Origin of the sequence: Salipiger bermudensis (genome assembly GCF_020171625.1) — a bacterium.
GTDB classification, from domain to species: Bacteria; Pseudomonadota; Alphaproteobacteria; order Rhodobacterales; family Rhodobacteraceae; genus Salipiger; species Salipiger bermudensis_B.
Genome location: NZ_JAIUZY010000003.1, coordinates 485,992 through 508,052 on the forward strand (window position 1 = coordinate 485,992; position 22,061 = coordinate 508,052).

The 22,061-nt window shown below is 67.7% G+C and carries 20 protein-coding genes and 1 pseudogene; 9 read left to right on the forward strand and 12 right to left on the reverse strand.

The window, feature by feature from the left end:
• Positions 1 to 14 precede the first annotated feature (14 nt).
• The 4 genes from LCM15_RS05860 to tldD form a co-directional block, all read right to left on the reverse strand.
• A complete protein-coding gene (locus LCM15_RS05860; RefSeq protein WP_224854196.1) occupies positions 15 to 575 on the reverse strand; it encodes a L,D-transpeptidase in 561 nt (186 codons plus the stop codon).
• 152 nt (positions 576 to 727) lie between these two features.
• Positions 728 to 3,448: a type I DNA topoisomerase gene (gene topA / locus LCM15_RS05865; protein WP_224854198.1), complete on the reverse strand. Its 2,721-nt coding sequence runs from the start codon at positions 3,446 to 3,448 to the stop codon at positions 728 to 730.
• Between the two features lie 147 nt (positions 3,449 to 3,595).
• Positions 3,596 to 4,798, reverse strand: a complete 1,203-nt coding sequence (gene dprA, locus LCM15_RS05870; RefSeq protein ID WP_224854200.1) for a DNA-processing protein DprA — start codon at positions 4,796 to 4,798, stop codon at positions 3,596 to 3,598.
• 103 nt (positions 4,799 to 4,901) lie between these two features.
• Positions 4,902 to 6,323, reverse strand: coding sequence for a metalloprotease TldD (gene tldD, locus LCM15_RS05875; RefSeq protein WP_224854203.1), 1,422 nt, complete (start codon positions 6,321 to 6,323; stop codon positions 4,902 to 4,904).
• A 187-nt stretch (positions 6,324 to 6,510) separates the two neighbouring features.
• On the opposite strand from tldD, the gene coxB reads away from it, so the two are divergent.
• From coxB to LCM15_RS05900, 5 genes are all read left to right on the forward strand, one after another.
• Entirely contained in the window at positions 6,511 to 7,389 is an 879-nt protein-coding gene (coxB, locus tag LCM15_RS05880) for a cytochrome c oxidase subunit II (RefSeq protein ID WP_224854205.1), read from the forward strand.
• Between the two features lie 67 nt (positions 7,390 to 7,456).
• A complete protein-coding gene (cyoE, locus tag LCM15_RS05885) occupies positions 7,457 to 8,407 on the forward strand; it encodes a heme o synthase (protein ID WP_224854207.1) in 951 nt (316 codons plus the stop codon).
• The gene (locus LCM15_RS05890; protein ID WP_224854209.1) at positions 8,404 to 8,580 is read left to right on the forward strand and encodes a hypothetical protein; all 177 of its coding nucleotides are present in this window, start codon (positions 8,404 to 8,406) and stop codon (positions 8,578 to 8,580) included. The genes cyoE and LCM15_RS05890 overlap by 4 nt, the downstream gene beginning before the upstream one ends.
• Positions 8,570 to 9,154 (forward strand): cytochrome c oxidase assembly protein, encoded by a 585-nt coding sequence (locus LCM15_RS05895; RefSeq protein WP_224854211.1) that lies wholly within the window; start codon positions 8,570 to 8,572, stop codon positions 9,152 to 9,154. The genes LCM15_RS05890 and LCM15_RS05895 overlap by 11 nt, the downstream gene beginning before the upstream one ends.
• A 25-nt stretch (positions 9,155 to 9,179) precedes the next feature.
• Positions 9,180 to 9,980, forward strand: a complete 801-nt coding sequence (locus LCM15_RS05900) for a cytochrome c oxidase subunit 3 (protein WP_224854214.1) — start codon at positions 9,180 to 9,182, stop codon at positions 9,978 to 9,980.
• 149 nt (positions 9,981 to 10,129) lie between these two features.
• Here the strand turns inward: LCM15_RS05900 and LCM15_RS05905 are convergent, their stop codons facing one another.
• The 6 genes from LCM15_RS05905 to ubiA all read right to left on the reverse strand — a co-directional run bounded on the left by LCM15_RS05905 (position 10,130) and on the right by ubiA (position 16,582).
• Positions 10,130 to 11,260: a saccharopine dehydrogenase C-terminal domain-containing protein gene (locus LCM15_RS05905; RefSeq protein ID WP_224854217.1), complete on the reverse strand. Its 1,131-nt coding sequence runs from the start codon at positions 11,258 to 11,260 to the stop codon at positions 10,130 to 10,132.
• The gene (locus LCM15_RS05910; protein WP_224854219.1) at positions 11,257 to 12,312 is read right to left on the reverse strand and encodes a saccharopine dehydrogenase; all 1,056 of its coding nucleotides are present in this window, start codon (positions 12,310 to 12,312) and stop codon (positions 11,257 to 11,259) included. The genes LCM15_RS05905 and LCM15_RS05910 overlap by 4 nt, the downstream gene beginning before the upstream one ends.
• Positions 12,313 to 12,374: 62 nt before the next feature.
• A complete protein-coding gene (locus LCM15_RS05915) occupies positions 12,375 to 13,028 on the reverse strand; it encodes a histidine phosphatase family protein (protein WP_224854221.1) in 654 nt (217 codons plus the stop codon).
• A gap of 267 nt (positions 13,029 to 13,295) precedes the next feature.
• Positions 13,296 to 13,628, reverse strand: a complete 333-nt coding sequence (locus LCM15_RS05920; RefSeq protein WP_224854224.1) for a hypothetical protein — start codon at positions 13,626 to 13,628, stop codon at positions 13,296 to 13,298.
• Positions 13,625 to 15,538 (reverse strand): OmpA family protein, encoded by a 1,914-nt coding sequence (locus LCM15_RS05925; RefSeq protein WP_224854226.1) that lies wholly within the window; start codon positions 15,536 to 15,538, stop codon positions 13,625 to 13,627. The genes LCM15_RS05920 and LCM15_RS05925 overlap by 4 nt, the downstream gene beginning before the upstream one ends.
• A gap of 75 nt (positions 15,539 to 15,613) precedes the next feature.
• Positions 15,614 to 16,582, reverse strand: coding sequence for a 4-hydroxybenzoate octaprenyltransferase (ubiA, locus tag LCM15_RS05930; protein ID WP_224854228.1), 969 nt, complete (start codon positions 16,580 to 16,582; stop codon positions 15,614 to 15,616).
• A 12-nt stretch (positions 16,583 to 16,594) separates the two neighbouring features.
• On the opposite strand from ubiA, the gene LCM15_RS05935 reads away from it, so the two are divergent.
• From LCM15_RS05935 to LCM15_RS05945, 3 genes are all read left to right on the forward strand, one after another.
• Complete coding sequence (locus LCM15_RS05935) at positions 16,595 to 17,317, forward strand: 16S rRNA (uracil(1498)-N(3))-methyltransferase (RefSeq protein WP_224854230.1); 723 nt, start codon at positions 16,595 to 16,597, stop codon at positions 17,315 to 17,317.
• Positions 17,314 to 17,838 carry a hypothetical protein gene (locus LCM15_RS05940; RefSeq protein WP_224854233.1) on the forward strand — a complete coding sequence of 175 codons (525 nt, stop codon included), beginning with the start codon at positions 17,314 to 17,316 and terminating at the stop codon, positions 17,836 to 17,838. The genes LCM15_RS05935 and LCM15_RS05940 overlap by 4 nt, the downstream gene beginning before the upstream one ends.
• A gap of 67 nt (positions 17,839 to 17,905) precedes the next feature.
• Positions 17,906 to 19,276 carry a glutamate--cysteine ligase gene (locus LCM15_RS05945; protein WP_224854236.1) on the forward strand — a complete coding sequence of 457 codons (1,371 nt, stop codon included), beginning with the start codon at positions 17,906 to 17,908 and terminating at the stop codon, positions 19,274 to 19,276.
• A gap of 528 nt (positions 19,277 to 19,804) precedes the next feature.
• On the opposite strand, the gene LCM15_RS05950 is transcribed toward LCM15_RS05945, so the two are convergent.
• Positions 19,805 to 20,287: an ATP-binding protein gene (locus LCM15_RS05950; RefSeq protein WP_224854239.1), complete on the reverse strand. Its 483-nt coding sequence runs from the start codon at positions 20,285 to 20,287 to the stop codon at positions 19,805 to 19,807.
• A gap of 24 nt (positions 20,288 to 20,311) precedes the next feature.
• Positions 20,312 to 20,641: pseudogene (locus LCM15_RS05955) on the reverse strand (STAS domain-containing protein); the annotation flags it as partial.
• 219 nt (positions 20,642 to 20,860) lie between these two features.
• On the opposite strand from LCM15_RS05955, the gene LCM15_RS05960 reads away from it, so the two are divergent.
• Entirely contained in the window at positions 20,861 to 22,033 is a 1,173-nt protein-coding gene (locus LCM15_RS05960; protein WP_224854241.1) for an acetyl-CoA C-acyltransferase, read from the forward strand.
• The last annotated feature ends 28 nt before the right edge of the window (positions 22,034 to 22,061 follow it).

Below are 22,061 nucleotides of genomic sequence, written 5' to 3' on the forward strand. Positions count from 1 at the left end.
CGGAAAAGCCCGGTTCAGATCACCCGCACCTGGGTTCCGATCGGACAAAGCTCGAACAGCTCGGCGATCTTTTCGTTGTAAAGCCCGATGCAGCCATCCGAGGAGCGCCGGCCGATCTTGCGGGTATCGTGGGTGCCGTGGATGATATAGGCCGGCCAGCCCAGGTACATCGCGTGCGTTCCAAGGGGGTTGTCCGGCCCCGGCGGGATCGGCTCCCAATCGGGGTAGCGCTCGAGCTGCGAGGCGGTCGGGGTCCAGCTCGGCCCCACCTTCTTGCGCACGATCTCGGTATAGCCGCGCTTGGTCAGCTCGTCGGTCTTGGGCACCGAGGTCGGATAGACGCGATAATCGCTGCCGTCCGAGTTCCAGAAGTGCAGCGCGCGCGACGACGTGTCGGCCACGATGCTCGCGAGGCCCAGCGTCTCGAAATGATCACGCCAGTCCTGCATGACGAAGCTGGAAATGTTGTTGCGCAGGATCCCCTGCGCGCGGGCCTGCGCCGGCACCAGCGGCAGCACCACTGCCGCACCGGCGGCGCCGAGCAGCGCACGGCGGGTGAGGGTCGTATCGGTCATGAGATGGCTTTCGCTAAATGCGTCGGAACGGCCCAGACTCTGGATCAGGGGCCGGGACATTTCCAATCACATATACTTGCAGACCCGGCATGGAACCGGCCTGCGGCGCAGGACAGGCTGCTTTCCGCCCATCCTGCGCCTAGTCTTGACGATCAGTCCTCGGCCTTTTTGGCCGCGGGCTTCTTCGCAGGGGTCTTCTTGGCCGCCGGTTTCTTCGCGGGCGCCTTTTTGGCGGTAGTCTTCTTCGCCGCGGCCTTCTTCGGCGCCGCCTTCTTCTTGCCGCCCTTCTTGGCCGCCTTCTCGGCGATCAGCTCGAGCGCCTGCTCGAGTGTCGCATCGCCCGGCTCGGTCTCTTTCGGCAGGGTGGCGTTGATCTTTTCCCATTTCACGTAGGGGCCATACCGCCCCTCGTAGACCGCGATCTTGCCCCCGTCGGGATGCTCGCCCAGCTCCTTGAGGACCTTGGCAGCGCCGCCCCGGCCACGGCCCGGATTGGCCCGTTTCTCGGCCAGAAGCTCCACCGCGTGGTTCATGCCGATCTCGAAAACCTCCTGGAATTCCTTGAGGTTGACATAGACCGGCTTCTCCTCGTCGGGGGCCTGGTGCATGATGTAGGGGCCAAAGCGCCCGAGGTTCGACTTGATCACCCCGCCATCGGGATGCATCCCGATCTCGCGCGGCAGCGTGAGCAGCGTCAGCGCCTTTTCGAGCGTCATGTCATCGGGCGCCCAGCCGGGCAGGAAATTGCCGCGCGCCTTGGGCAGCGAGGCCCGCGGCGGCTTCTTGTTCTCCGGCGTCGGTTCTCCGCGCTGAACATAGGGCCCGAAGCGGCCGGCCTTGAGCCAGATCTCGTCCTCGCCGTCGAGGCCCAGCATCTTCTCCTCGCCCTCGGCCCCCTCGCCCGCGATCGGGCGGGTGTAGGTGCATTCGGGGTAATTGCCGCAGCCGACGAAGCCGCCGGTGCGCGAGGTCTTGAGATGCAGCCGCCCCTGCCCGCATTTCGGGCAGATGCGCGGGTCGGTGCCGTCCTCGCGCGGGGGATAGAGCTGCGGTGCCAGCGCCTCGTCGAGCACGTCGAGCACCTCGGAGATGCGCAGCTCGGAGGTTTCCGAGATCGCGGCCGAAAAATCGCGCCAGAACTTGCCCAGCAGCGCCTTGTAATCCATCTCGCCCGCCGAGACCTCGTCGAGCTCGTTCTCGAGCTCGGCGGTGAACTCGTAGCCGACATAGGTGCGGAAGAAGTTCAGCAGGAAGATGGTGACGATGCGGCCCTTGTCCTCGGGGATCAGGCGGTTCTGCTCCTTGCGGACATACTCGCGGTCCTGGATCGTGCCGATGACGCTGGCATAGGTCGAGGGCCGGCCGATGCCGAGCTCTTCCATCTTCTTGACCAGCGTCGCCTCGGTGTAGCGCGGCGGCGGCTGGGTGAAGCTCTGGGTGCCGAGCACCGCCTCGTTGCCCGAGATCATCGCGGCGGGGCCGGTGGCGCCATCGGCCTTCTCGGAGGCTTTGGCGAACTGGTCGCGCAGGCCAGCCTTGGCAAAGTTCGCGGCTTCGCCCTGCATGATCTGCGGCAGGCGCTTGTCGTCATCGTCGGCGACGTCGTCGCGGCCCTCTTCGTAGACACGCAGGAAGCCGTCGAACAGCACCACCTGCCCGGTGGCGCGCAGGCCGATCTGCCCGTCGGGGCTGGCGATCTCGACGGTGGTGCGCTCGAGCCGGGCGGCCTCCATCTGGCAGGCCAGCGTGCGCTTCCAGATCAGGTCGTAGAGCTTGCGCTGGTCGTCTTCGCGCAACTTCAGGCTGGCGGCATCCTTGGTCATGTCGGTGGGGCGGATGCACTCGTGCGCTTCCTGCGCGTTCTTCGCCTTGTTCTTGTAGATCCGCGGGCTCGCGGGCACGTAATCCTTGCCGAAGCGGTCGGCGATGGCATCACGGCAGGCCGCCGTCGCCTCGGGCGCCATGTCGATGCCGTCGGTCCGCATATAGGTGATGTGGCCGGCCTCGTAGAGGCGCTGCGCCGCGCTCATACAGGCCCGCGCGCCCATGCCGAACTTGCGGCTGGCTTCCTGCTGCAGCGTCGAGGTCATGAAAGGCGCCGAGGGGTTGCGCGAGCTGGGCTTGGCCTCGACGCTGGCGATCTCGAGCTTGCGCGCGGCCACCGCCCCCACCGCCATCTCGGCCTGGGTGGCATTCTCGATGTCGAACCGGTCGAGCTTCTTGCCCGCCAGCATGGTCAGGCGCGCCTCGTAGTCCTGGCCGCGCGGGGTGCTGAGCAGCGCCTTGACCTGCCAGTATTCGCGCGGCTTGAACGCCTCGATCTCCATCTCGCGCTCGACGATGAGGCGCAGGCAGACAGATTGCACCCGGCCCGCCGAGCGCGCGCCGGGCAGCTTGCGCCAGAGCACCGGCGAGAGGTTGAAGCCGACGAGGTAGTCGAGCGCGCGGCGGGCGAGGTAGGCCTCGACCAGCGGCGCGTCGATCTCGCGCGGATTCTTCATCGCCTCGGTAACGGCGGCCTTGGTGATGGCGTTGAAGGTCACCCGGCTGACATCGGTGTCCTTCTTGATCGAGCGACGCTTGGTCAGCGCCTCCTTCAGGTGCCAAGAGATCGCCTCGCCCTCGCGATCGGGGTCAGTTGCGAGGATCAGGGCGTTGTCGGATTTCAACGCCTCGGCGATGGCGGCGACATGTTTGCGGGAGTCGTTTCCGATCTCCCACGTCATCGAGAAGTCTTCCTCGGGGTCGACCGATCCGTCCTTCGCAGGCAGGTCGCGCACGTGGCCATAGGAGGCGAGAACGGTGTAGTCGGACCCCAGATACTTGTTGATTGTCTTGGCCTTGGCCGGGGATTCTACGACGACAACGGGCATGAAATGACCACCTTTCCTGGAAATACGTCCACAGGCTGAGCGCGGAGGGCGTATGGCGGCGGAAGATGTGGGGTGCAAGGGGGAAATGTCAATGCGGCGCCCGAGGCGGCGAGGCGACGCCGCTCGCCCGGCCACCCCGTGTGCCTCTCAAGAGAGCGAGAGCAACCCGCCCGGCTGTCGCCGGATTCGGCCGTCGATCTCGAGATCGGTGAGCGCCGGTGCGACCGCATCGGACGGCGCGGCCAGATCGCGGATCAGCTGATCCTCGGCCAGCGGCGCCGGGCCCAGCCGGTCGAGGATCAGTCGGTGAAGCTGCGCGGTCTCCTGAAGGGTGCGGGTCTCGGGCGGGGGCGCGGGGATCGTGGGCGCATGATCAGCCCCGGGCTGCGCGTCTTGGGCAACCGGCGGCTCGAGCGGCAGGCTCTGCTGGCGCGTCTCGGGCTGGGGTAGCGGCCCGAGAACCTCGGCCACATCCTCGGCATTGCGGATCAGCCGCGCGCCGTCGCGGATCAGCATGTTGCAGCCGGCGGCGCGCGCGTCGAGCGGATGGCCGGGCACCGCCAGCACCTCGCGCCCCTGATCGAGGGCGCAACGCGCGGTGATCAGCGAGCCGGACTTGGCCGCCGCCTCGACCACGACGATGGCCGCCGAGATGCCCGAGACGATGCGGTTGCGGGCCGGGAAGTGCCGCGCCTGCGGCTGAAGGCCCATCGCATGTTCAGAGACCAGCGCCCCGCCGCGGGCGCGGATCTCTTCGCCGAGGCGGGTGTTTTCCGACGGGTAGAGGATATCGACCCCGCCCGCCATCACCGCCACGGTGCCGGTGTCGAGGGCGGCCTGATGCGCGGCGGCATCGACGCCGCGGGCCAGCCCCGAGACCACGACACGCCCCTCGGCCCCCAGCCCCTGCGCCAGGGCCCGGGCCATGCGGGTGCCCAGAGATGAGGCGTTGCGCGCGCCCACCAGCGCCACCGCCGGGCGCATCAGCGGCGCCGTATCGCCAGCAACCCAGAGAAACGGCGGCGGATCATCGATCTCTGCAAGGAGCGGCGGGTAGCCCGCCTCGCCCAGACAGACGAGCCGCGCGCCATGCCGGCGCGCCGCCGCGATCTCGGCCTGCACCACGCCCTCGGGGCAGATGCTGTAATTTTCCACCCCCGCGGCGGCCGCGACCCCGGGCAGAGCCTCGAGCGCCGCAGAGGCCGAGCCGTGTTCCGCCAGAAGGCGCCAGTAGGTCGCGACGCCGACGCGGCGGGAACGCAAGAGACGGAGCCGGTCGAACCGATCCTCTTCCGTGGTGGGTGGGAGTGGGGGGTGAGTGGAAGATGAGCTTTTGCTGTTCTCGGTCATCCCGTGCCCCGTCTGCTTGCTGAAGACGGGTGTAGCGCACTCATCCTTAATCACCGGTAAACCGAAAACCGATTTTCCCCTCTCGCGGGTGGGGGCGCTCCGCTCAGTTGCCCGAGCCGCCCACGGTAAGCCCGCCAATCATCACCGTGGGCTGACCCACCCCGACCGGCACCCACTGGCCCTGCTTGCCGCAATTGCCCATGCCGGGATCGAGCGCCATGTCGTTGCCGAGCGCCCGGATCTGCTGCAGCGCGGTGGCGCCATCGCCGATCAGCGTGGCGCCTTTCACCGGCGCGCCAACCTTGCCGTTCTTCACGCGGTAGGCCTCGGTGCAGGAGAACACGAACTTGCCGTTGGTGATGTCGACCTGGCCACCGCCGAAGCCCACTGCCCAGATGCCGTCCTTCAGATCGCCGACGATATCGGCCGGATCGGTCTCTCCGCCCAGCATGTAGGTGTTGGTCATGCGCGGCATCGGCGCGTGGGCATAGCTCTCGCGGCGGCCGTTGCCGGTGGGCGCCACGCCCATGAGGCGCGCGTTCTGCCGGTCCTGCATGTAGCCCACCAGCACGCCGTCCTCGATCAGCACGTTCTTCGCGCCCGGCGTGCCCTCGTCATCCACGGTGATCGAGCCGCGCCGGTCGGGAATGGTGCCATCATCCAGCACCGTGACGCCGGGCGCCGCGACGCGCTGGCCCATCAGCCCCGCGAAGGCTGACGATCCCTTGCGGTTGAAATCGCCCTCGAGCCCGTGGCCCACCGCCTCGTGCAGCAGGATGCCCGGCCAGCCCGGCCCGAGCACGATGTCCATGACGCCGGCGGGCGCCGCCTCGGCCTCGAGATTGACCAGGGCGATGCGCAGCGCCTCGCGCGCCTTGCCCTGCCACGAGTCCGGCGTCATCAGCCCGTCGAGCAGGAAGCGGCCGCCGCCCGAGGCGCTGCCCTGCTCGCGTCGGCCATTCTCCTCGACGATGACACTGACGGTGACGCGGGTCATCGGGCGGGTGTCGGTCACGAGGCTCCCGTCGGGGCGCAGGATCGCGACCTCCTGACAGCTTGCGGCGATGGTGGCGGTGACCTGCACCACGCGGGCATCGAGGCCGCGGGCATAGGCGTCGATCTCGCGCAGCGTGTCGACCTTGACCGGGAAGGACTGGCCGGCGATCGGATCGGCATCGGTATAGAGCGTGCGGTTGGTGCCCTGGGGCGCCGGGGCGAGAACCCCGCCGCCATCGCCCACCGCCAGCCGGGCGGTCTCGGCGGCGCGCTTTATCGCCGCTTCGGACAGCTCGGTGGAATGGGCGTATCCGGTGACCTCGCCGTTCACGGCACGCAGGCCGAATCCTTCCGATGCATCGTAGCTCGCGGTCTTGATTCGTCCGTCATCCAGCACCAGCGCCTCGGCGCGGCGACGCTCGAGAAACAGCTCTCCGTCCTCGGCCCCCTCCAGCGCGGCGCGCAGTTGCACCAGGGACCGATCGAGGTCAAGCGCTGTTTCAAAGGGGCGGAAGGGCAGTTCGGTCATGTTTTCCTCGTATTATTTGATCCAGATCAAAAAAGCGCCTTTTTGCCGCAAGCGACCTGGTTTATTTGATGCACGATCTGTGCTTTTTAAAGAGCGGAACAAGAGGGAGGAGGACTGTTCCAGGGCGCGACGCCCGGATTGCATCCTCCTGCGAACGAACAAGAACGACAACCGGATCAGGTGACACATGCGTAAGATTTCGATGCTGACGGGACTCACGTCCAGCCTTCTGGCCGCGCCCGCCATCGCCCAGGACCTGGAAGTGGTCGGCCGTCCCCAGCAGGGGGGGATCGGCTTTCAGCCGGCCGCCACCGAGCTGGCGCGCGATCTGCATTGGCTCGACGGGATGCTTCTCGTCATCATCACGGCGATCTGTCTTTTCGTCGTGGGCCTTCTGATCTTTGCCTTCATCCGCTTCAACCGCCGTGCCAACCCGACCCCGGCAAGCTTCACCCACCACACCCCGATCGAGGTGGCGTGGACGATCGGCCCGATCCTGATCCTCGTGGTCATCGGTGCGTTCTCGCTGCCGGTACTGTTCAAGCAGCAGGAGATCCCCGAGGGCGACGTGGTCATCAAGGTGACCGGCTACCAGTGGTACTGGGGCTATGAATATGTCGGCACCGATCTGGCCTATGACGGCTACCTGATCGGCTCGCCCGCCACCGGCGGCGACAACCGCCTGACCGACGAGGTCGAGGCGCAGCTGGTCGAGGCCGGCTACAGCCGCGAGGACTGGCTGCTGGCCACCGACACCTCAGTGGTCGTGCCCGTGGGCGCCACCGTGGTGATGCAGGTGACCGGCGCCGACGTGATCCACTCCTGGACCATTCCCGCCTTCGGCGTGAAGCAGGACGCCGTGCCGGGCCGCATCGCCGAGCTGTGGTTCAACGCCGAGCGCGAAGGCGTGTATTTCGGTCAGTGCTCCGAGCTCTGCGGCATCAGCCACGCCTACATGCCGATCACCGTGAAGGTGGTCAGCCAGGAAGCCTATGACGCCTGGCTCGCGGCGTCGCAGGAAGACGGCGGCTATGTCGACGTGCGCCAGTTCCTGGCCAACTCCTGATCCCATTGACCGGCGCCCCGGAGGCGGGGCGCCGGTATTCTGACTGTCTGACCCAGCAAAGACCCCGATGACCGATCTCAGCACCAACAGCACCCTCGAGACCACGCAGCCCGGCGAGGCGCAGTTCGGCGATTATTTCGCCCTGCTGAAGCCCCGGGTGATGACGCTTGTCGTCTTTACCGCGCTGGTCGGTCTGCTGGCAGCGCCGGTGCCGGTGCATCCGTTCATCGGCTTCTGCGCCGTTCTGTTCATCGCCGTGGGCGGCGGTGCCTCGGGCGCGCTGAACATGTGGTGGGACGCCGATATCGATCAGGTCATGAAGCGCACCGCCAAGCGTCCGATCCCCGCCGGTCGCGTCGAGCCGGGCGAGGCGCTGGGTCTGGGCCTCGCGCTGTCGGCGTTTTCCTGCGTCTTCCTCGGGCTTGCGACCAACTGGCTCGCCGGTGCCCTGCTGGCCTTCACGATCTTCTTCTACGCGGTGGTCTACACCATGTGGCTGAAGCGCTCGACGCCGCAGAACATCGTGATCGGTGGCGCCGCCGGGGCCTTCCCCCCGATGATCGGCTGGGCCGCCGCGACCGGATCGGTCGGCATCGAGGCGGTGCTGATGTTCTGCCTGACCTTCATGTGGACCCCGCCGCACTTCTGGGCGCTGGCACTGTTCATGCGCTCGGATTACGACGATGCCGGTGTGCCGATGCTGACCGTGACCCACGGTCGCCGCGCCACCCGCGTGCACATCCTCGTCTATACCGTGCTGCTCGCCGCGCTGGCCATCGGCACCGGCTTCACCTCGATCGGCGGGCCGGTCTACCTCGCCGTGGCGGTGGTGCTGAACGGGCTGTTCCTCAAGGGCGCGTGGGACATCTTCCGCCGCGACGAGGACGCCTCCGAGGCGGACAACTTCAAGACCGAGAAAGCCTTCTTCAAGCTTTCCCTGCTCTATCTCTTCGCACATTTCGGTGCCATCCTGCTCGAGGCCGGCCTTGCGCGGTTCGGCCTGGGAGGTTGGGCATGAGCATTTCCAAGCAACACGACCTGCACAAGCGCCGCTTTGGCCGCAATGTCGGCGTCGGCCTGCTGCTGGTGGCGTTCATCGTGATCGTCTTCGGCATGACCATGGTCAAGGTCACGGGCGGCGACATCTCCGGCGCGCTACACGGCGACAGGGAGGTGCAGGATGGCGGCTGACAACAGGAACAAGACCCTGCTGCAGCTCGTCGGCGTGGTCGTCTTCATGGGCGCCATGGCCTGGGCCGCGGTGCCGTTCTACAACTGGTTCTGCCGGGTCACCGGCTTTGGCGGCACGACCAACGTGGCCTCGGCCACGACCGGCACCGTGCTCGACCGCGAGATCAAGATCCGCTTCGACGGCTCCAAGGCGCGTGACTTCCCTTGGGAATTCAAGCCGTCGCAAACCGAGATGACGATGAAGATCGGTGAGGACGGGCTGGCCTTCTACGAGGCCTACAATCCCACCGACAGGCCGATCGCCGGTCAGGCGAGCTACAACGTCTACCCCTACGAAGCGGGCGGATATTTCAACAAGATCGAGTGCTTCTGCTTCACCGAGCAGGTGCTGATGCCCGGCGAGCGGGTGCAGATGCCGGTGAACTTCTTCGTCGACCCCGAGATCGTCGACGACCCGGACGCGAAGCACATCAATCACATCACGCTCAGCTACACTTTCTACGAGATCGACCTGCCCGAAGGCGTGCAGGCCGCGCTTGATACCAACAACGCGGACGAAAAGTCCGTGAACTGAACGCCGATCCAACGAGGGAAACGAGATGGCGCACGCTAAGAACCACGACTACCACATTCTGAACCCCTCCGTCTGGCCCTTCGTGGCCTCCGTGGCGGCCTTCGTCATGCTGTTCGGAGCGGTGCTCTGGATGCACGGCAGCGGCCCCTGGATCTTCCTCGCAGGCTTTGTCGGTGTGCTCTACGTCATGTTCGGCTGGTGGTCCGACGTGATCGCGGAAAGCCGCGTGGGCGACCACACGCCGGTGGTGCAGATCGGCCTGAAATACGGCTTCATCCTGTTCATCATGTCCGAGGTGATGTTCTTCTTCGCCTGGTTCTGGTCGTTCTTCAAACACGCCATGTACCCGATGGGCCCCGACTCGCCCGCGGTCGACGGCGTCTGGCCGCCGGCCGGGATCGAGACCTTCGACCCGTGGCACCTGCCCCTGATCAACACCATGATCCTGCTCTGCTCGGGCTGCGCCGCGACCTGGGCGCACCACGCCCTCGTGCACGAGAACAACCGCCAGGACATGAAGTGGGGCCTGATCATCGCCATCGTTCTCGGCGTGGTCTTCTCGGTCTTCCAGGCCTACGAATACAGCCACGCCGCCTTCGGCTTCTCGGGCAACATCTACGGCGCCAACTTCTTCATGGCGACCGGCTTCCACGGCGCGCACGTGATCATCGGCACGATCTTCCTGTTCGTTTGCCTGCTGCGCCTGATGAAGGGCGATTTCACCCCGACCAAGCACATCGGCTTCGAGGCCGCTGCCTGGTACTGGCACTTCGTCGACGTGGTCTGGCTGTTCCTCTTCGCCGCCATCTATGTCTGGGGCGGCTGAGCCTCGGCTCACCAGCGACACGCTTTCACAAAGCGGGCCTTCGGGCCCGCTTTTCTTTTGCGCCGCCGGCACCGCCCTGCCCCCGGGACACGAAAAAGGCCGGAGCGCCTTTCAGCGCCCCGGCCCCTGTCGCCTCACATGTCAGCCGATCAGACCAGATCGACCCGCATCAGCCGCTGCGCCAGCCCCTGCACCTCGTCCAGCCAGCGACCCACCAGCTTGGGGTCGGACGGCGCCGCCGAAACACCCGGCGCGATCTCGCGGTTCAGCACCGCCTCGATGGCCAGCGACACCGGCACCGAGACCAGACGGCCCATGGCCAGCCCGCGCTCGTCGCCCCAGGCGTCCATCACCCACGTCTTGTGCCAGACCGCCTCGCCATCCTTCTCGGCCTTCAGCGAGACGCAAAGCACCACCCGGTCGGGCTCGCCTTCGTCATAGGCATTCTCGGCCAGCAGCTCGTCGGCCAGCTTCGACAGCGCCGCATCGTCCGCTGTCTCGACCGTGGCGAAGATCTCCTTCCACGCCTCGGCCCAGCCCTCCAGACGCAGCGTGCCGCGCACGAAGTCCTTCACCTGCCAGCCGTCCTCGAAGCCGTACTCCTGCATGAAGGGCAGCGAGTCGCGATTGGGATAGACCTCGAAGGTCTCGGGCGGATCGAGCGGCGCATCGTAGCGTCCGAGCGCATCCCACGGGCGCGACACGTTCAGCTCCGAGAAGTCCCGGATCGAACGCGACGGCGAGCGCAGCGCCTTCAGCACCCCCACCGGCGCCCAGGAGAACTTGTAGCGGAAATCGTTGGCCTGTTTCGGCACGCCGCCGCAATAGCTCAGGAAGCTCAGCGCGTTCTCGGGATCGAAGGCATCGGACTCGCGATAGGCGCGCACGAGGTCATGCGCCATCAGGTGGTCGATCCCCGGATCGAGCCCGACCTCGTTGACCAGCGCCACCCCGGCGGCCTTGGCCTCGTCCTCGAGCGCTCGCATCTCGGGCGAGATATAGCTCGACGAGACGAAATGCGCACCCTTGGCGATGGCGATCCTGGCCAGCGGCACGTGCCAGTCCGCGGGCAGCATGGAGACCACCACGTCGCCCGGCTGCACCGCCGATTCCACCGCCTCGGGGGCGAAGGCGAGGATGCGGTTGGTCAGGTCGCCCACCGCCTCGCGCGCCTTGGTCTCGGTGCGGTTCCACACCATGACATCGTGGCCGTTCTCGATCAGGCGCCGTAGCCCAGGCACCGCCGAGAGCCCCGTTCCACACCAGTGAATCATGCTCATGCCTCCGGTTTGTAAGTGTTGAAAGAGTCTCCCGCACGGCCCCAGACGCCCGCGTCGAGGGCATCGAGCTGCTTCAGCCAGGGCAGGAGTTGCCCGGCGAAGTCGTGGCTGCTTTCGAGCGGCAGCAGCGAGGGAAGGTTGTCGATCGCCATGACGTCGAGCACCGGCGTGTCGTGCACGCGCAGCACCGGCGCCTCCCAGCTCGTCGCCCGGTCATAGACCTTCACGGGCGAGAAGTCGCTGTCGGGATCGCAGGCGATGTCCCCGATCACCGCGAGGGTGCGGGGATCGGTGGGCGCCGAGGCCGGCACGAAGACCGGCGTCCCCGGACGCGCAAGGATGCAGTTGAGGAACAGCCCGTGGTCGAGCACCTCCGGGAACGGCCCGCCGCTGGCGGTCTCGGCCATGTCCCAGCGGGTGACGGCGACGCCCATCTTTTCGCACAGATCGCTCGCCCCGGTGCCGACCCGCCCCAGGGCGCCGATGACAATGGCGCGTGGCAGTTCAGCCCCCGTCGCGGCGAGGGCCGCGGCAAGCTCGGCCTCCATCGCCGCGGCGTCGCCCCAGGTCGAGACCGGGGCACAGACCTCCCCGTTCTGCTGCGCCGTCCACGCAAAGAGCGAGACTGCGGCACCGGCATAGCCGGCCCAGTAGCCGAAGGCCGCCACGCGGCGCCCCTCGGAATCGACCAGGTATTCGAGATCGTAGAGCGTGCCGCCGCCCGCCGCGAAGCGCTGCAGCAGCACCTGCCCCGCCGGCTGGCCTTTGTAGGCATGGCCGAACATGATGTGGCGGTGCCTGAGCGGCGTGCTGTCCTCGGGCAGCTCCTTGAGGCCGAAGATCAGGGCGTCGTCGGGCGCCTCCGGCCAGCTGCCCTCCGGGGCGATCTCGGCCCCGGCCTCGCGATAGGCCTGCGTGAGGATGATGCGCGTGGCACTGTCCTCGACGGTCACGCGCAGACCTTGTGCGATCAGCGCGGCCACGCCGTCGGGGGTGATCCCCACGCGTTCCTCGTTCGGGCGCTGTTCCGCGCGCACCCAGAGATGTGTCATGTGTCAGCTCCGTCCGTTTGCGGGCAAACTATCCCAGCCGGCCCCCGAGCGAAAGCCGGGGCTCAGAGATGGGTCCGCGCGTAGGCCCGGCCCGGCGCCTCGAGATGCGGCACGGCATTGAACTGGGTCAGCGCCAGCCCGGTGGCCAGCGGCTGGAAGCGGTGCACCGAGCTGTTCTCGACGGCGAGGCAGGCATGGGCCAGCGCGCCCATGCCGAGCCCCATGGTCACCCGCATCGCCATGCCTATGAGCCCGCCGGAGGTCACGACGACCGCGCGGCCCTCGCCGTCGGCGATCTCGCGCAGCGCCTCCCCGACCCGGCTCTCGAAGCTCTCGAAGCTCTCCGGCGCGCCCTCGAGCCCGCCTTCGCGCCAGATCGTGAAGAGCCGCGGCAGGTGCAGGACGAAGGCCTCCCGGTTCTCCGGCACCGCCACACCGTGCTGCTCGGCGCAGAGCTGCGCCAGGGTGAAATACTCCAGCTCGTTGAGCCGGGCATCGGCCACGACCTCGAGCCCGAGCGCCATCTCCTCGGCGGTTTCGCGATGCCGGGTCAGCGTTCCGCGATAGGCGCGGGCGAAGCGCTCGCCGGTGCCCCGCATATGCTCACCAAGCCAGCGCGCCTGCTGCCGTCCAAGATCGCTGAGCCGGTCATAAGAGCGCTCGTCGCGCGCCGCGGTGTTGGCCTGGCCGTGGCGCACAAGCGTGACATGGGACATCGGTCACCTTCCTTTCGCCCACCTCTTACGAGGCCGCTCCCGGAATGGAAACCCGCACGCCCATGCACGGCGCGCCCACAAGGGCCCCGAGCCCCTGCTTCTCTACGTCCCAAATACTCAAGAAAACCCGACAGCCACGCGCAAGACGCCACGGCAGGCAGACAACCCGTGCCACAATCGCCCGCCGCCACGTCCTGCCGCAGGCGGGGCGTGGCTCATAGAGTGCCGCGAAAGCGGCGCATTCAGCGACCGGCACGTGACGCGCGCTCAGGCGGCGCCGCCCTTGTTGCGATCGATCCAGCCGCGCATTTCCTCGGCCTCGTGGCGCGCCTCGCGCAGGCCTTCCATGGCCGCCGAGAGCTCTGCCTCGGTCTGCGCCAGCTGGTTGGTCAGCTCCGCTTCGCGCTGCTGCAGATAGGTGATGGCCTGGTCGCGCGTCTCCTCGGCCTCGTGCAGCTCCTGGCTCATCCGTTCGAGCTGGTCGACATCCGACTGGCTGACCCGCTTGAACCGGTGCACGAGCCAGTTGGCGAACCAGCCCATGCAGAAGGCCACGAAGAGAATGATCGCCGTGGCGATCACGAATTCGGCCCTGTTCATTCACCCGTCCCTTGTTCCGCCTCTGGGACTTCCGTATCGCCTTCTGCGCCCGCTTCTTCAAGCTCTTCCAGCGCGGTCTTTTCTTCTTCCACCGCCTCCGGGCGGATCAGGTGGAAGGCGATCCGGCGGTTGGCCTCGCGGCCTTCCTCGGTGCCATTGTCGGCAATGGGCTGGGTCTCGCCATAGCCCTTGACCCGGTAGGAGGCGGTCAGCACCCGCCGGTTGCGCAGCGCATCGAGCACCGCCTGCGCGCGGTCCTGGCTGAGCTGCTCGTTCATCGATTCGCGGCCCTGGCTGTCGGTGTGGCCCTGGATCTCGAGGGGGATGTCGCCACACAGCTTCAGCAGTTCGGCGATATCGTCCATCACGTCCTTGGCGGAGGCGTCGAGATTGGCCGAGCCGGGTTCGAAATTGATCTTCCGGTCGCCGATGATCTCGACGATCTGCGCCTCGCATTCCTCCGGGGTCGGGATGCCGAGCGTCGGGTCGAGCTTCTCCTGGTAGGTGACGCTGATCTCGAAGCCGCCGGCCTCACCCAGCTTGTCCGCCAGCAGGCCCGAGATCTCGTCCTCGGCATCGGGGTTGCCGGTGTTGCCCGACAGGCTGACCAGATCCGGCGTCACCCGCACCACGCCGTTCGACAGCGCCCCAAGCGCCTCGAGCCCGGCCAGCACCCGCGGGGACCAGCTTGCCGGCAGGGTCTCGTCGACGCGCGCGGCGGTATAGACCGAGGCCGAGGTAAACAGCGCGCGCGCAAGGCTGTCGGCGGTCTGGCGAGCGATCTCCGAGCGCACCCGGCCGCGCAGCTGGACAGAGCCCTCGGGGCTCAGCGTCGCGGTGAACTCGCGCGGCCCCTCGTCCTTGGCGTCCGGCGTCTCGGGTAGAACGGCCTTCAGCGCGAAGACCTCCGGCAGGCCGGACTCGAGCTCGCCCACGACGCGGTCGAAGAGGCCCTGATCGGTGCCTTCGAGCGCCAGCAGCGCGACATCGGCATTGGAGAAGGTCACCGACCCGCCGCCCAGTTCCTTCACCGCCGAGATCGCCTGCACGGCGGCATCGGCCCAACGCCGGCTCGGCACGCCAAGGCCAAGCCGGCAGGTTTCGTCCTCGCTCACGCCGGCGCTTCGCGCGGCGGCCAGGATGGCATCGCGGCTTTGCTCGGTATCGGCGGAGCAGGCATCGAATTGCGCCTGTCCGCTCTCGTCGATCACGAAGCGCAGGGTGAAGGGGGTGATCACCGGACGGGGCGCCGACAGATCCAGTGTCAGCTCGAGCCCCTCCGGCGCCCGGCGCTCGAGGTTGGAGAGCAGCTTGCGGCGCTCGGATTCGCTCTCGGTCATCGCCTTGATCGCGACTTCCTCGCCCGAGACCGAGAGCTTGGAGCGCGGCAGGTCCGACAGCGAGCGCAGCGCGAAGCTCAGCGCCCGTTCCCAGCCCTCCGGGGCGGGGAAGTCGGCCACCTCGAGCAGGTCCGCCACCTCGCCGTCACGGCCGGCGATGTCCTCGAAGCGCGACAGCATGTCCTCGCGGTCGGTGCTGGCCGGGATCAGGCCGATCACCGAGATGCCGTCATCGTTTCGCAGGATCTCGACCGAGAAGTCCGGCGGGCGGATATCGGCGGCCTCGGCCACCAGCATCTGGTCGATGACCCGGGCCGAATCCACCACCGTTCCGGCCACCGTCACCGCCTGAAAGCGCGCCGCCTCGTCCGGGGCCTCGCCGATCAGGAAGACCTGCAGCCCGTTCACGTCGACATCCGCCCAGTCGAGTTCGGCTATGTCGAGCGCCTCCTCGACACCGGAGATCGAGCTGTCCTCGACCAGCCTGACGGAGAAGAACGCCGTGATGACGCAGAGCACGGCAGCGATCAGCAGCGCGGCGGCGGGAATGGCGATTCTGGAGAGGCGCATCGGCCTTCCTTCCTTTTTTATTGGTCTTCTTGTCGGTCTGGCGGAGGTGATACGCCCCGCCCCCCGGTCACGCAATCAAGCCAGAAGGGCTACGGCGAAAAACAGCACAGGCAGAAGGCCCGCATCGCGGTTCGAGCGGAACAGCATCAGGAGCCGGTCGTGATCGTTCACCTCGAGCCGGCGCATCTGCCAGAGCATGTGCCAGCCCATCGCCCACGGTCCGCCGATCAGGATCACCAGCTGCAGGATCTCGCCGCGCGGCACCGCCGCGACGATGGCCAGCCCCATCAGCGAGATGCAGATCACCAGAAAGCCCGCCAGCCATCTCGGCGTGGCGGCGTCGCCGAACAGGCGGGCGGTGGATTTCACCCCGATCAGCGCGTCGTCCTCCTTGTCCTGATGGGCGTAGATGGTGTCGTAGAACAGCGTCCAGGCCATGCCGGCAAAGTAGAGCAGCACCGCCGGCCAGCCAAGGCTCCCCGAATGCGCCGTCCAGGCCAGCAGCGCCCCCCAGTTGAAGGCGATGCCGAGGAAGATCTGCGGCCACCACGTGAAGCGCTTGGCGAAGGGGTAGATCGCCACCGGCGCCAGCGCCAGCACGCCAAGCGCGATGGCCATGGGCGGGAAGGTTACAAGGATGCCGAAGGCAACGAGCGACTGCAGCACCGCCCAGCCAAGCGCCTGCTTGGTGCTGACCTGCCCGGAGGGAATCGGTCGCGAGGCCGTGCGCGCCACCGAGCCGTCGATCTTGCGGTCGGTGATGTCGTTCCAGGTGCAACCGGCACCGCGCATGAGGAAGGCGCCGATGCCGCAGCCGGCAAAGATCCAGAGATCAAAGAGCGAGGCCCGCCCGTCATGCACCATCGACAGCAAAAGCCCCCACCAGCAGGGCAGCAGCAGCAGCCATGTGCCGATGGGGCGGTCGGCGCGCGACAGGCGCAGGTAGGGCCGGCTCCAGCCCGGGGCGTAGTGATCCACCCAGTTGCCGCGCACGGCGTCGGAGACCTGTCCGTCTGCCTCTGGCGTTGGTTCCGGTTGGCTCATATGGTGCGCCTCATGACTGCGAAGGTTCGCCTGTTTGTAGAGCACCCGCTGGGCGCGGGACAACCTGTCCCGCTGACACGGGAGCAGGCTCACTATCTTTTTTCCGTGATGCGCATGGCCACGGGCGGAGAGATTCTTCTGTTTAACGGCCGCGATGGCGAATGGCGGGCCGAAATCACCGAGGCCGGCAAGAAGGCCGGCACCGCGGTCTGCGACACGCAGACGCGGCCTCAGACGATGCCGCCCGATCTCTGGCTGCTCTTCGCCCCGATCAAGAAGGCCCGCACCGATTTCATCGTCGAGAAGGCGGTCGAGCTGGGGGTGCGGCGCATCCTCCCGGTGCAGACCCAGTTCACCAATTCCGAGCGCATCCGGCAGGACCGGCTGCAGGCGCACGCGCTCGAGGCGGCAGAACAATGCGGCGCACTGTTCGTGCCCGAGGTGGCCGAGCTGGTGCGGCTCGACCGGCTGCTGGCGGACTGGCCCGAGGCGCGCGGGTTGCTGTTCTGCGACGAAGCGGAGGCGGGCAGCCGCGCCGCGGCCCTTGCGGGCGCCCCGGCCCCCGCCGCCGTGCTGATCGGCCCCGAGGGCGGGTTCTCGGATGCCGAGCGCAAACGCCTTGGTGGCATGGAGCAGACCCGCGTCATCGCCCTTGGTCCGCGCATCCTGCGCGCCGACACGGCAGCGGTGGCGGCGTTGACGCTGTGGCAGGCGCAGAGCGGAGACTGGGCATGATCCGGCCCGGGGCGAAGGCGGCGCTGTCACGATGGCGCGAGGCGCTTGTCGGGCTGGGCGTGCTGGCGCTGGGGCTGTACTGGGGCTTCTTCACCGGTGGCGGGCTGCTGCACTGGATCGGCTACGCGGTGGCGCTGGCCGGGGTGCTGCTGATCGTCGCGGGCATCCAGCGTGGCCGCTTCCGCATCGGCAGCGGCGGGCCCGGCATCGTTCAGGTGCTCGAGGGGCGCATCACCTATTTCGGCCCCTTGACGGGCGGTGTGGCCGATCTCGATGCGCTGAGCGCGCTGAGCCTCGACCCGACCGGCAAGCCGCCGCACTGGATGCTGCACCAGCCCGGACAGGAGCCGCTTGCCATCCCGCTCAACGCCGAAGGCGCCGACGCGCTGTTCGACGCCTTCGCCACCCTGCCCGGCCTGCAGACCGAGCGGATGCTGGCCGAGATGCGCCGCGACGGCACCCGCCCGGTGGAGATCTGGCGCAAGGCTTCGTGCAAATCCACACACCTCCGTCTGCATTGACAAGCCAGGGCGCAGCGCCCATGCCTGACCTTCAAAGCGATACGGCCAGACAATTCGGAGCGCCCTCATGTCCATTCCCCAAACCGGCGGCGGCCCGATCGAGAGCCACACACAGCTCGCGGAATACCTCGAGGCCGGCTGCAAGCCGGTCGAAGACTGGCGTATCGGCACCGAGCACGAGAAATTCGGCTACCTCACCGACACCCACGCGCCCCTGCCCTACGAGGGCAAACGCTCGATCCGCGCGGTTCTGGAAGGCCTGCGCGACCGCTACGGCTGGGCGCCGGTCGAAGAGGGCGGCAAGCTCATCGGCCTGACCAAGGACGGCGCCAATGTCTCGCTCGAGCCGGGCGGCGCGCTGGAGCTCTCGGGCGCTCCGCTCGAGACCATCCACCAGACCTGCGACGAGGTGAACGAACACCTGCGCGAAGTCAAAAGCATCGCCGACGCGATCGGCGTGGGCTTCATCGGCCTCGGGGCCGCGCCGGAATGGATGCATGACGAGACGCCGCTCATGCCCAAGGGGCGCTACAAGCTGATGGATGCCTACATGGACCGGGTCGGCACCAGCGGCACCACCATGATGCGACGCACCTGCACGGTGCAGGTGAACCTCGATTTCGGCTCCGAGGCCGACATGGTCAAGAAGATGCGCGTGGCGCTGGCGCTGCAGCCGGTCGCCACCGCGCTGTTCGCCAATTCGCCGTTCTTCGAGGGCAAGCCCAACGGCATGAAGAGCTACCGCTCCTGGGTCTGGCGCCATCTCGATGAGGACCGCACGGGGATGCTACCCTTCGTCTTCGAGGACGGGTTCGGCTTCGAGCGTTACGTCGATTACGCGCTCGATGTGCCGATGTATTTCGTCTACCGCGACGGCAAGTATATCGACGCGCTCGGCATGTCGTTCCGCGACTTCATGAAGGGTCAGCTTCCGGCCCTGCCCGGCGAGGTGCCGACCCTGTCGGACTGGGCCGATCACCTGACCACCATCTTCCCCGAAGCGCGACTGAAGAAATTCATCGAGATGCGCGGCGCCGATGGCGGCCCGTGGCGCAGGCTCTGCGCGCTGCCGGCCTTCTGGGTCGGGCTGACCTACGATTCCGGCGCGCTCGACGCCGCCTGGGATCTGGTAAAGGGCTGGGACGCCCCGACCCGGCAGGCCCTGCGCGTCGCCGCCGCCGACGACGCGCTTGCAGCGGACGTCGAGGGCATCCGGATGCACGACCTCGCGGCGCGCACGCTCGAGATCGCAGAGGCCGGTCTCAAGGCACGCGCCTGCACCGGCGCCGGCGGGATGCTGCCCGACGAGACCCATTTCCTGAATGCGCTGAAGGAGAGCGTCGAGACCGGCAAGGTGCCGGCGGACGAGCTTCTCGAGCATTACCACGGCGACTGGAACGGCGATCTGAGCCCGATCTACGCGCAGTACAGCTACTGACCCATCCGATCCCGGACCTGCAAAGGGCGGCCTTGGGCCGCCCTTTTTGCTGTGCTCTCGGTTTCGGGATGACCGCCGCATGGGCCCCTGCAGGGCGCCATCCCGTCCTGCCCGCGCGCAGCAGGCGCGGCTGGTCTGGGAGGATCGCGTTTGGGGGAAGTTCCTCGGCGCCACGCACTGGGTGGGGGCTGAAACGACGTGACGCCGAGGGAAGCCTTTAGCAGCTACCCTGTCTGTATCGCCGGTCATTCGGGCGGAAATATGATCGCTTGAAGGAATTGAGATGTCGGATCCAGGGCCGCCTTTCCCGAGCCCGACACCGCGGCGCCACGGCCAAAGGCCTGCGCGGGCGTGAGGCCCGGCAGCGCGATCGGTCAGTCTGTGGGGGACGTTTCCAGTGCTGCAAAGTCCTCGGCGCCACGCACTGGGTGGGGGCTGAAACGGCGCCGCGCCGAGGGAAGCCTTTTGCAGCTACCCTCTCTGTATCGCCGGCATTTCGGGCGCCAATGAGATCGGATCTGGGCGCTTTCATGAACAGCCCCGCGGATTTGTCCCGCCTCGCCCCACCCGGCCTGCAAGACGCAGTTCGAGCCTGTTCCTGCCGCCCCTGCGATCGTAGCGGACCGTATCGGCCAGCCGGTGGATCAGGTGCCAGCCATACCCGCCCTCGGGCAGGTCGCCCGGATCTGCGCTTGCGGGGATCCGCCCGTCCGGCGGCACACCGCAGGGCATCCCCGCGCCGGTATCGCACAGGCGCAGCAACGCGGTTCCACCGTCGGCCAGGATCTGCAGGTGAATGCGCCCGCTTGTGTGATCCGCATAGGCGTGCTCGACCACGTTGTTCAGCGCCTCCGCGAGCAGGAGTTCCGCCTCGTCGGCGCGGCGAGGGTCGAATCCGACCGCGCAGAGCGCCCGCCTTGCATGGCCCACGGCCCGGCGCACCTCGGCCGGGTGCGCGCCGATCCAGAGATCGAGGATCAGTGGCAGGTCGGGGTTATGCGCCTCCAACATGAACCCTCGCTCCCGCCGGCCAGGTCAGGCCGGCCCGGATTCGCCAAGCGGCGGAACCACGTCGTGAATGGTAAAGACGGTGTCCATCCGGGTCAGCCTGAACACCTTGTCGACCACCGGGCTGAGCGCCGCGAGTTCCAGCCTCTGCCCCGCGCCCAGCCCCTTCATGGCGGCGATCACCGCCCCGAGCCCGCTGGAATCGATGAAGGTGACCGGCCCGAGATCGAGCACCACCCGGCTTGCCGCGGGATCGACCATGGCGCGCACCGCGTCCTTGAACTGGATCGCCACCAGCGAATCGATGCGCTCTTCCTCGACGCGGATCACCTGCACCCGGTCCGGCGCGGTGGCGGATGGCTCGGCTCCATCCCCATGCCCATTCCCCGCCGCGTCGCAGCCGGGCGCGGCCTCTGGCCCTGCGCCGCCTGTCGCTGCGGCGCGGTTCTGCGCTGCCACCGCGTTGTGAACAACGGTCAGTTGCATCTCGACCCCTTGCAACGGTTTCTGCCACCATGGCTAGACGGCAATCCTTAGCATTCGGTAAGGATGTGCAGGAGAGAGGGAGGACGACATATGACTGACGTGGTGATCACCGGCGCGGCACGCAGCGCGATGGGGAGCTTTCAGGGCGTGTTCTCGGATCTGGCCGCAGCCGATCTCGGCGGCGCGGCGATCCGCGCGGCGCGCGCCGAAGCCGGCAGCCCCTCCATCGACGAGCTCCTGATGGGCTGCGTGCTGCCCGCCGGACAGGGCCAGGCGCCGGCGCGCCAGGCCGGCTTCCGCGCCGGGCTCGACGAGGGCGTGCCCGCCACCACGCTCAACAAGATGTGCGGCTCAGGCATGAAAGCGGCGATGATGGCCTTCGACCAGATCGTCCTCGGCCACGCGACGACGATGATCGCCGGCGGCATGGAGAGCATGACCAACGCGCCTTACCTGCTGCCGAACATGCGCGGCGGCGCCCGCATCGGCCATGGCGAGGTGATCGACCACATGTTCCTCGATGGGCTCGAGGATGCCTATGACAAAGGCCGCCTGATGGGCACCTTCGCCGAGGACTGCGCCGAGGCCTTCCAGTTCACCCGCGAGGCCCAGGACCAGTACGCCATCGCCTCGCTCGACAATGCGCTCGACGCGGAACGCTCCGGCGCCTTCGAGTCCGAGATCGCCCCGGTCAGCGTGCACGCCCGCACCGGCGAAGAGATCATCACCCGCGACGAGCAGCCCGGTCGCGCCCGACCCGAGAAGATCCCGCACCTGAAACCGGCCTTCCGCAAGGACGGCACGGTCACGGCGGCCAATTCCTCGTCGATCTCCGACGGCGCGGCGGCGCTGGTCCTGACAACCTCCGCCGGCGCCGAGGCCGCCGGGGCGACGCCCCGCGCCCGCATCCTCGGCCACGCCAGCCACGCGCAGGCCCCGAACCTCTTCCCCACCGCGCCGATCCCGGCCGCGCGGGCGCTCCTCGAGCGCCTCGGCTGGCGCAAGTCCGATGTCGATCTGTGGGAGGTCAACGAGGCCTTCGCGGTGGTGCCGATGGCCTTCATGAAGGAGATGGGCCTGCCGCGCGATATCGTGAACGTGCATGGCGGCGCCTGCGCACTGGGCCACCCGATCGGCGCCAGCGGCGCGCGCATCATCGTCACGCTGCTCAACGCGCTAGAACGGCGCGGCCTCAAGCGCGGCATCGCCGCGATCTGCATCGGCGGCGGCGAAGGCACCGCCATCGCCATCGAGCGCCCCTGACCCCGAAAGCGCCCGCCCCATCCTCGCA

Excerpts from the sequence above, each read along its gene's own strand:
- cyoE (WP_224854207.1), top strand. The coding sequence starts at position 7,457 with ATGACCGATCTCAGCACCAACAGCACCCTCGAGACCACGCAGCCCGGC.
- LCM15_RS05915 (WP_224854221.1), bottom strand. The coding sequence starts at position 13,028 with ATGTCCCATGTCACGCTTGTGCGCCACGGCCAGGCCAACACCGCGGCG.
- LCM15_RS05920 (WP_224854224.1), bottom strand. The coding sequence starts at position 13,628 with ATGAACAGGGCCGAATTCGTGATCGCCACGGCGATCATTCTCTTCGTG.
- LCM15_RS05960 (WP_224854241.1), top strand. The coding sequence starts at position 20,861 with ATGACTGACGTGGTGATCACCGGCGCGGCACGCAGCGCGATGGGGAGC.
- LCM15_RS05895 (WP_224854211.1), top strand. The coding sequence starts at position 8,570 with ATGGCGGCTGACAACAGGAACAAGACCCTGCTGCAGCTCGTCGGCGTG.
- coxB (WP_224854205.1), top strand. The coding sequence starts at position 6,511 with ATGCGTAAGATTTCGATGCTGACGGGACTCACGTCCAGCCTTCTGGCC.
- ubiA (WP_224854228.1), bottom strand. The coding sequence starts at position 16,582 with ATGAGCCAACCGGAACCAACGCCAGAGGCAGACGGACAGGTCTCCGAC.
- LCM15_RS05860 (WP_224854196.1), bottom strand. The coding sequence starts at position 575 with ATGACCGATACGACCCTCACCCGCCGTGCGCTGCTCGGCGCCGCCGGT.
- topA (WP_224854198.1), bottom strand. The coding sequence starts at position 3,448 with ATGCCCGTTGTCGTCGTAGAATCCCCGGCCAAGGCCAAGACAATCAAC.
- LCM15_RS05905 (WP_224854217.1), bottom strand. The coding sequence starts at position 11,260 with ATGAGCATGATTCACTGGTGTGGAACGGGGCTCTCGGCGGTGCCTGGG.
- LCM15_RS05900 (WP_224854214.1), top strand. The coding sequence starts at position 9,180 with ATGGCGCACGCTAAGAACCACGACTACCACATTCTGAACCCCTCCGTC.
- dprA (WP_224854200.1), bottom strand. The coding sequence starts at position 4,798 with ATGACCGAGAACAGCAAAAGCTCATCTTCCACTCACCCCCCACTCCCA.
- LCM15_RS05890 (WP_224854209.1), top strand. The coding sequence starts at position 8,404 with ATGAGCATTTCCAAGCAACACGACCTGCACAAGCGCCGCTTTGGCCGC.
- LCM15_RS05945 (WP_224854236.1), top strand. The coding sequence starts at position 17,906 with ATGTCCATTCCCCAAACCGGCGGCGGCCCGATCGAGAGCCACACACAG.
- LCM15_RS05910 (WP_224854219.1), bottom strand. The coding sequence starts at position 12,312 with ATGACACATCTCTGGGTGCGCGCGGAACAGCGCCCGAACGAGGAACGC.
- tldD (WP_224854203.1), bottom strand. The coding sequence starts at position 6,323 with ATGACCGAACTGCCCTTCCGCCCCTTTGAAACAGCGCTTGACCTCGAT.
- LCM15_RS05950 (WP_224854239.1), bottom strand. The coding sequence starts at position 20,287 with ATGTTGGAGGCGCATAACCCCGACCTGCCACTGATCCTCGATCTCTGG.
- LCM15_RS05925 (WP_224854226.1), bottom strand. The coding sequence starts at position 15,538 with ATGCGCCTCTCCAGAATCGCCATTCCCGCCGCCGCGCTGCTGATCGCT.
- LCM15_RS05940 (WP_224854233.1), top strand. The coding sequence starts at position 17,314 with ATGATCCGGCCCGGGGCGAAGGCGGCGCTGTCACGATGGCGCGAGGCG.
- LCM15_RS05935 (WP_224854230.1), top strand. The coding sequence starts at position 16,595 with ATGACTGCGAAGGTTCGCCTGTTTGTAGAGCACCCGCTGGGCGCGGGA.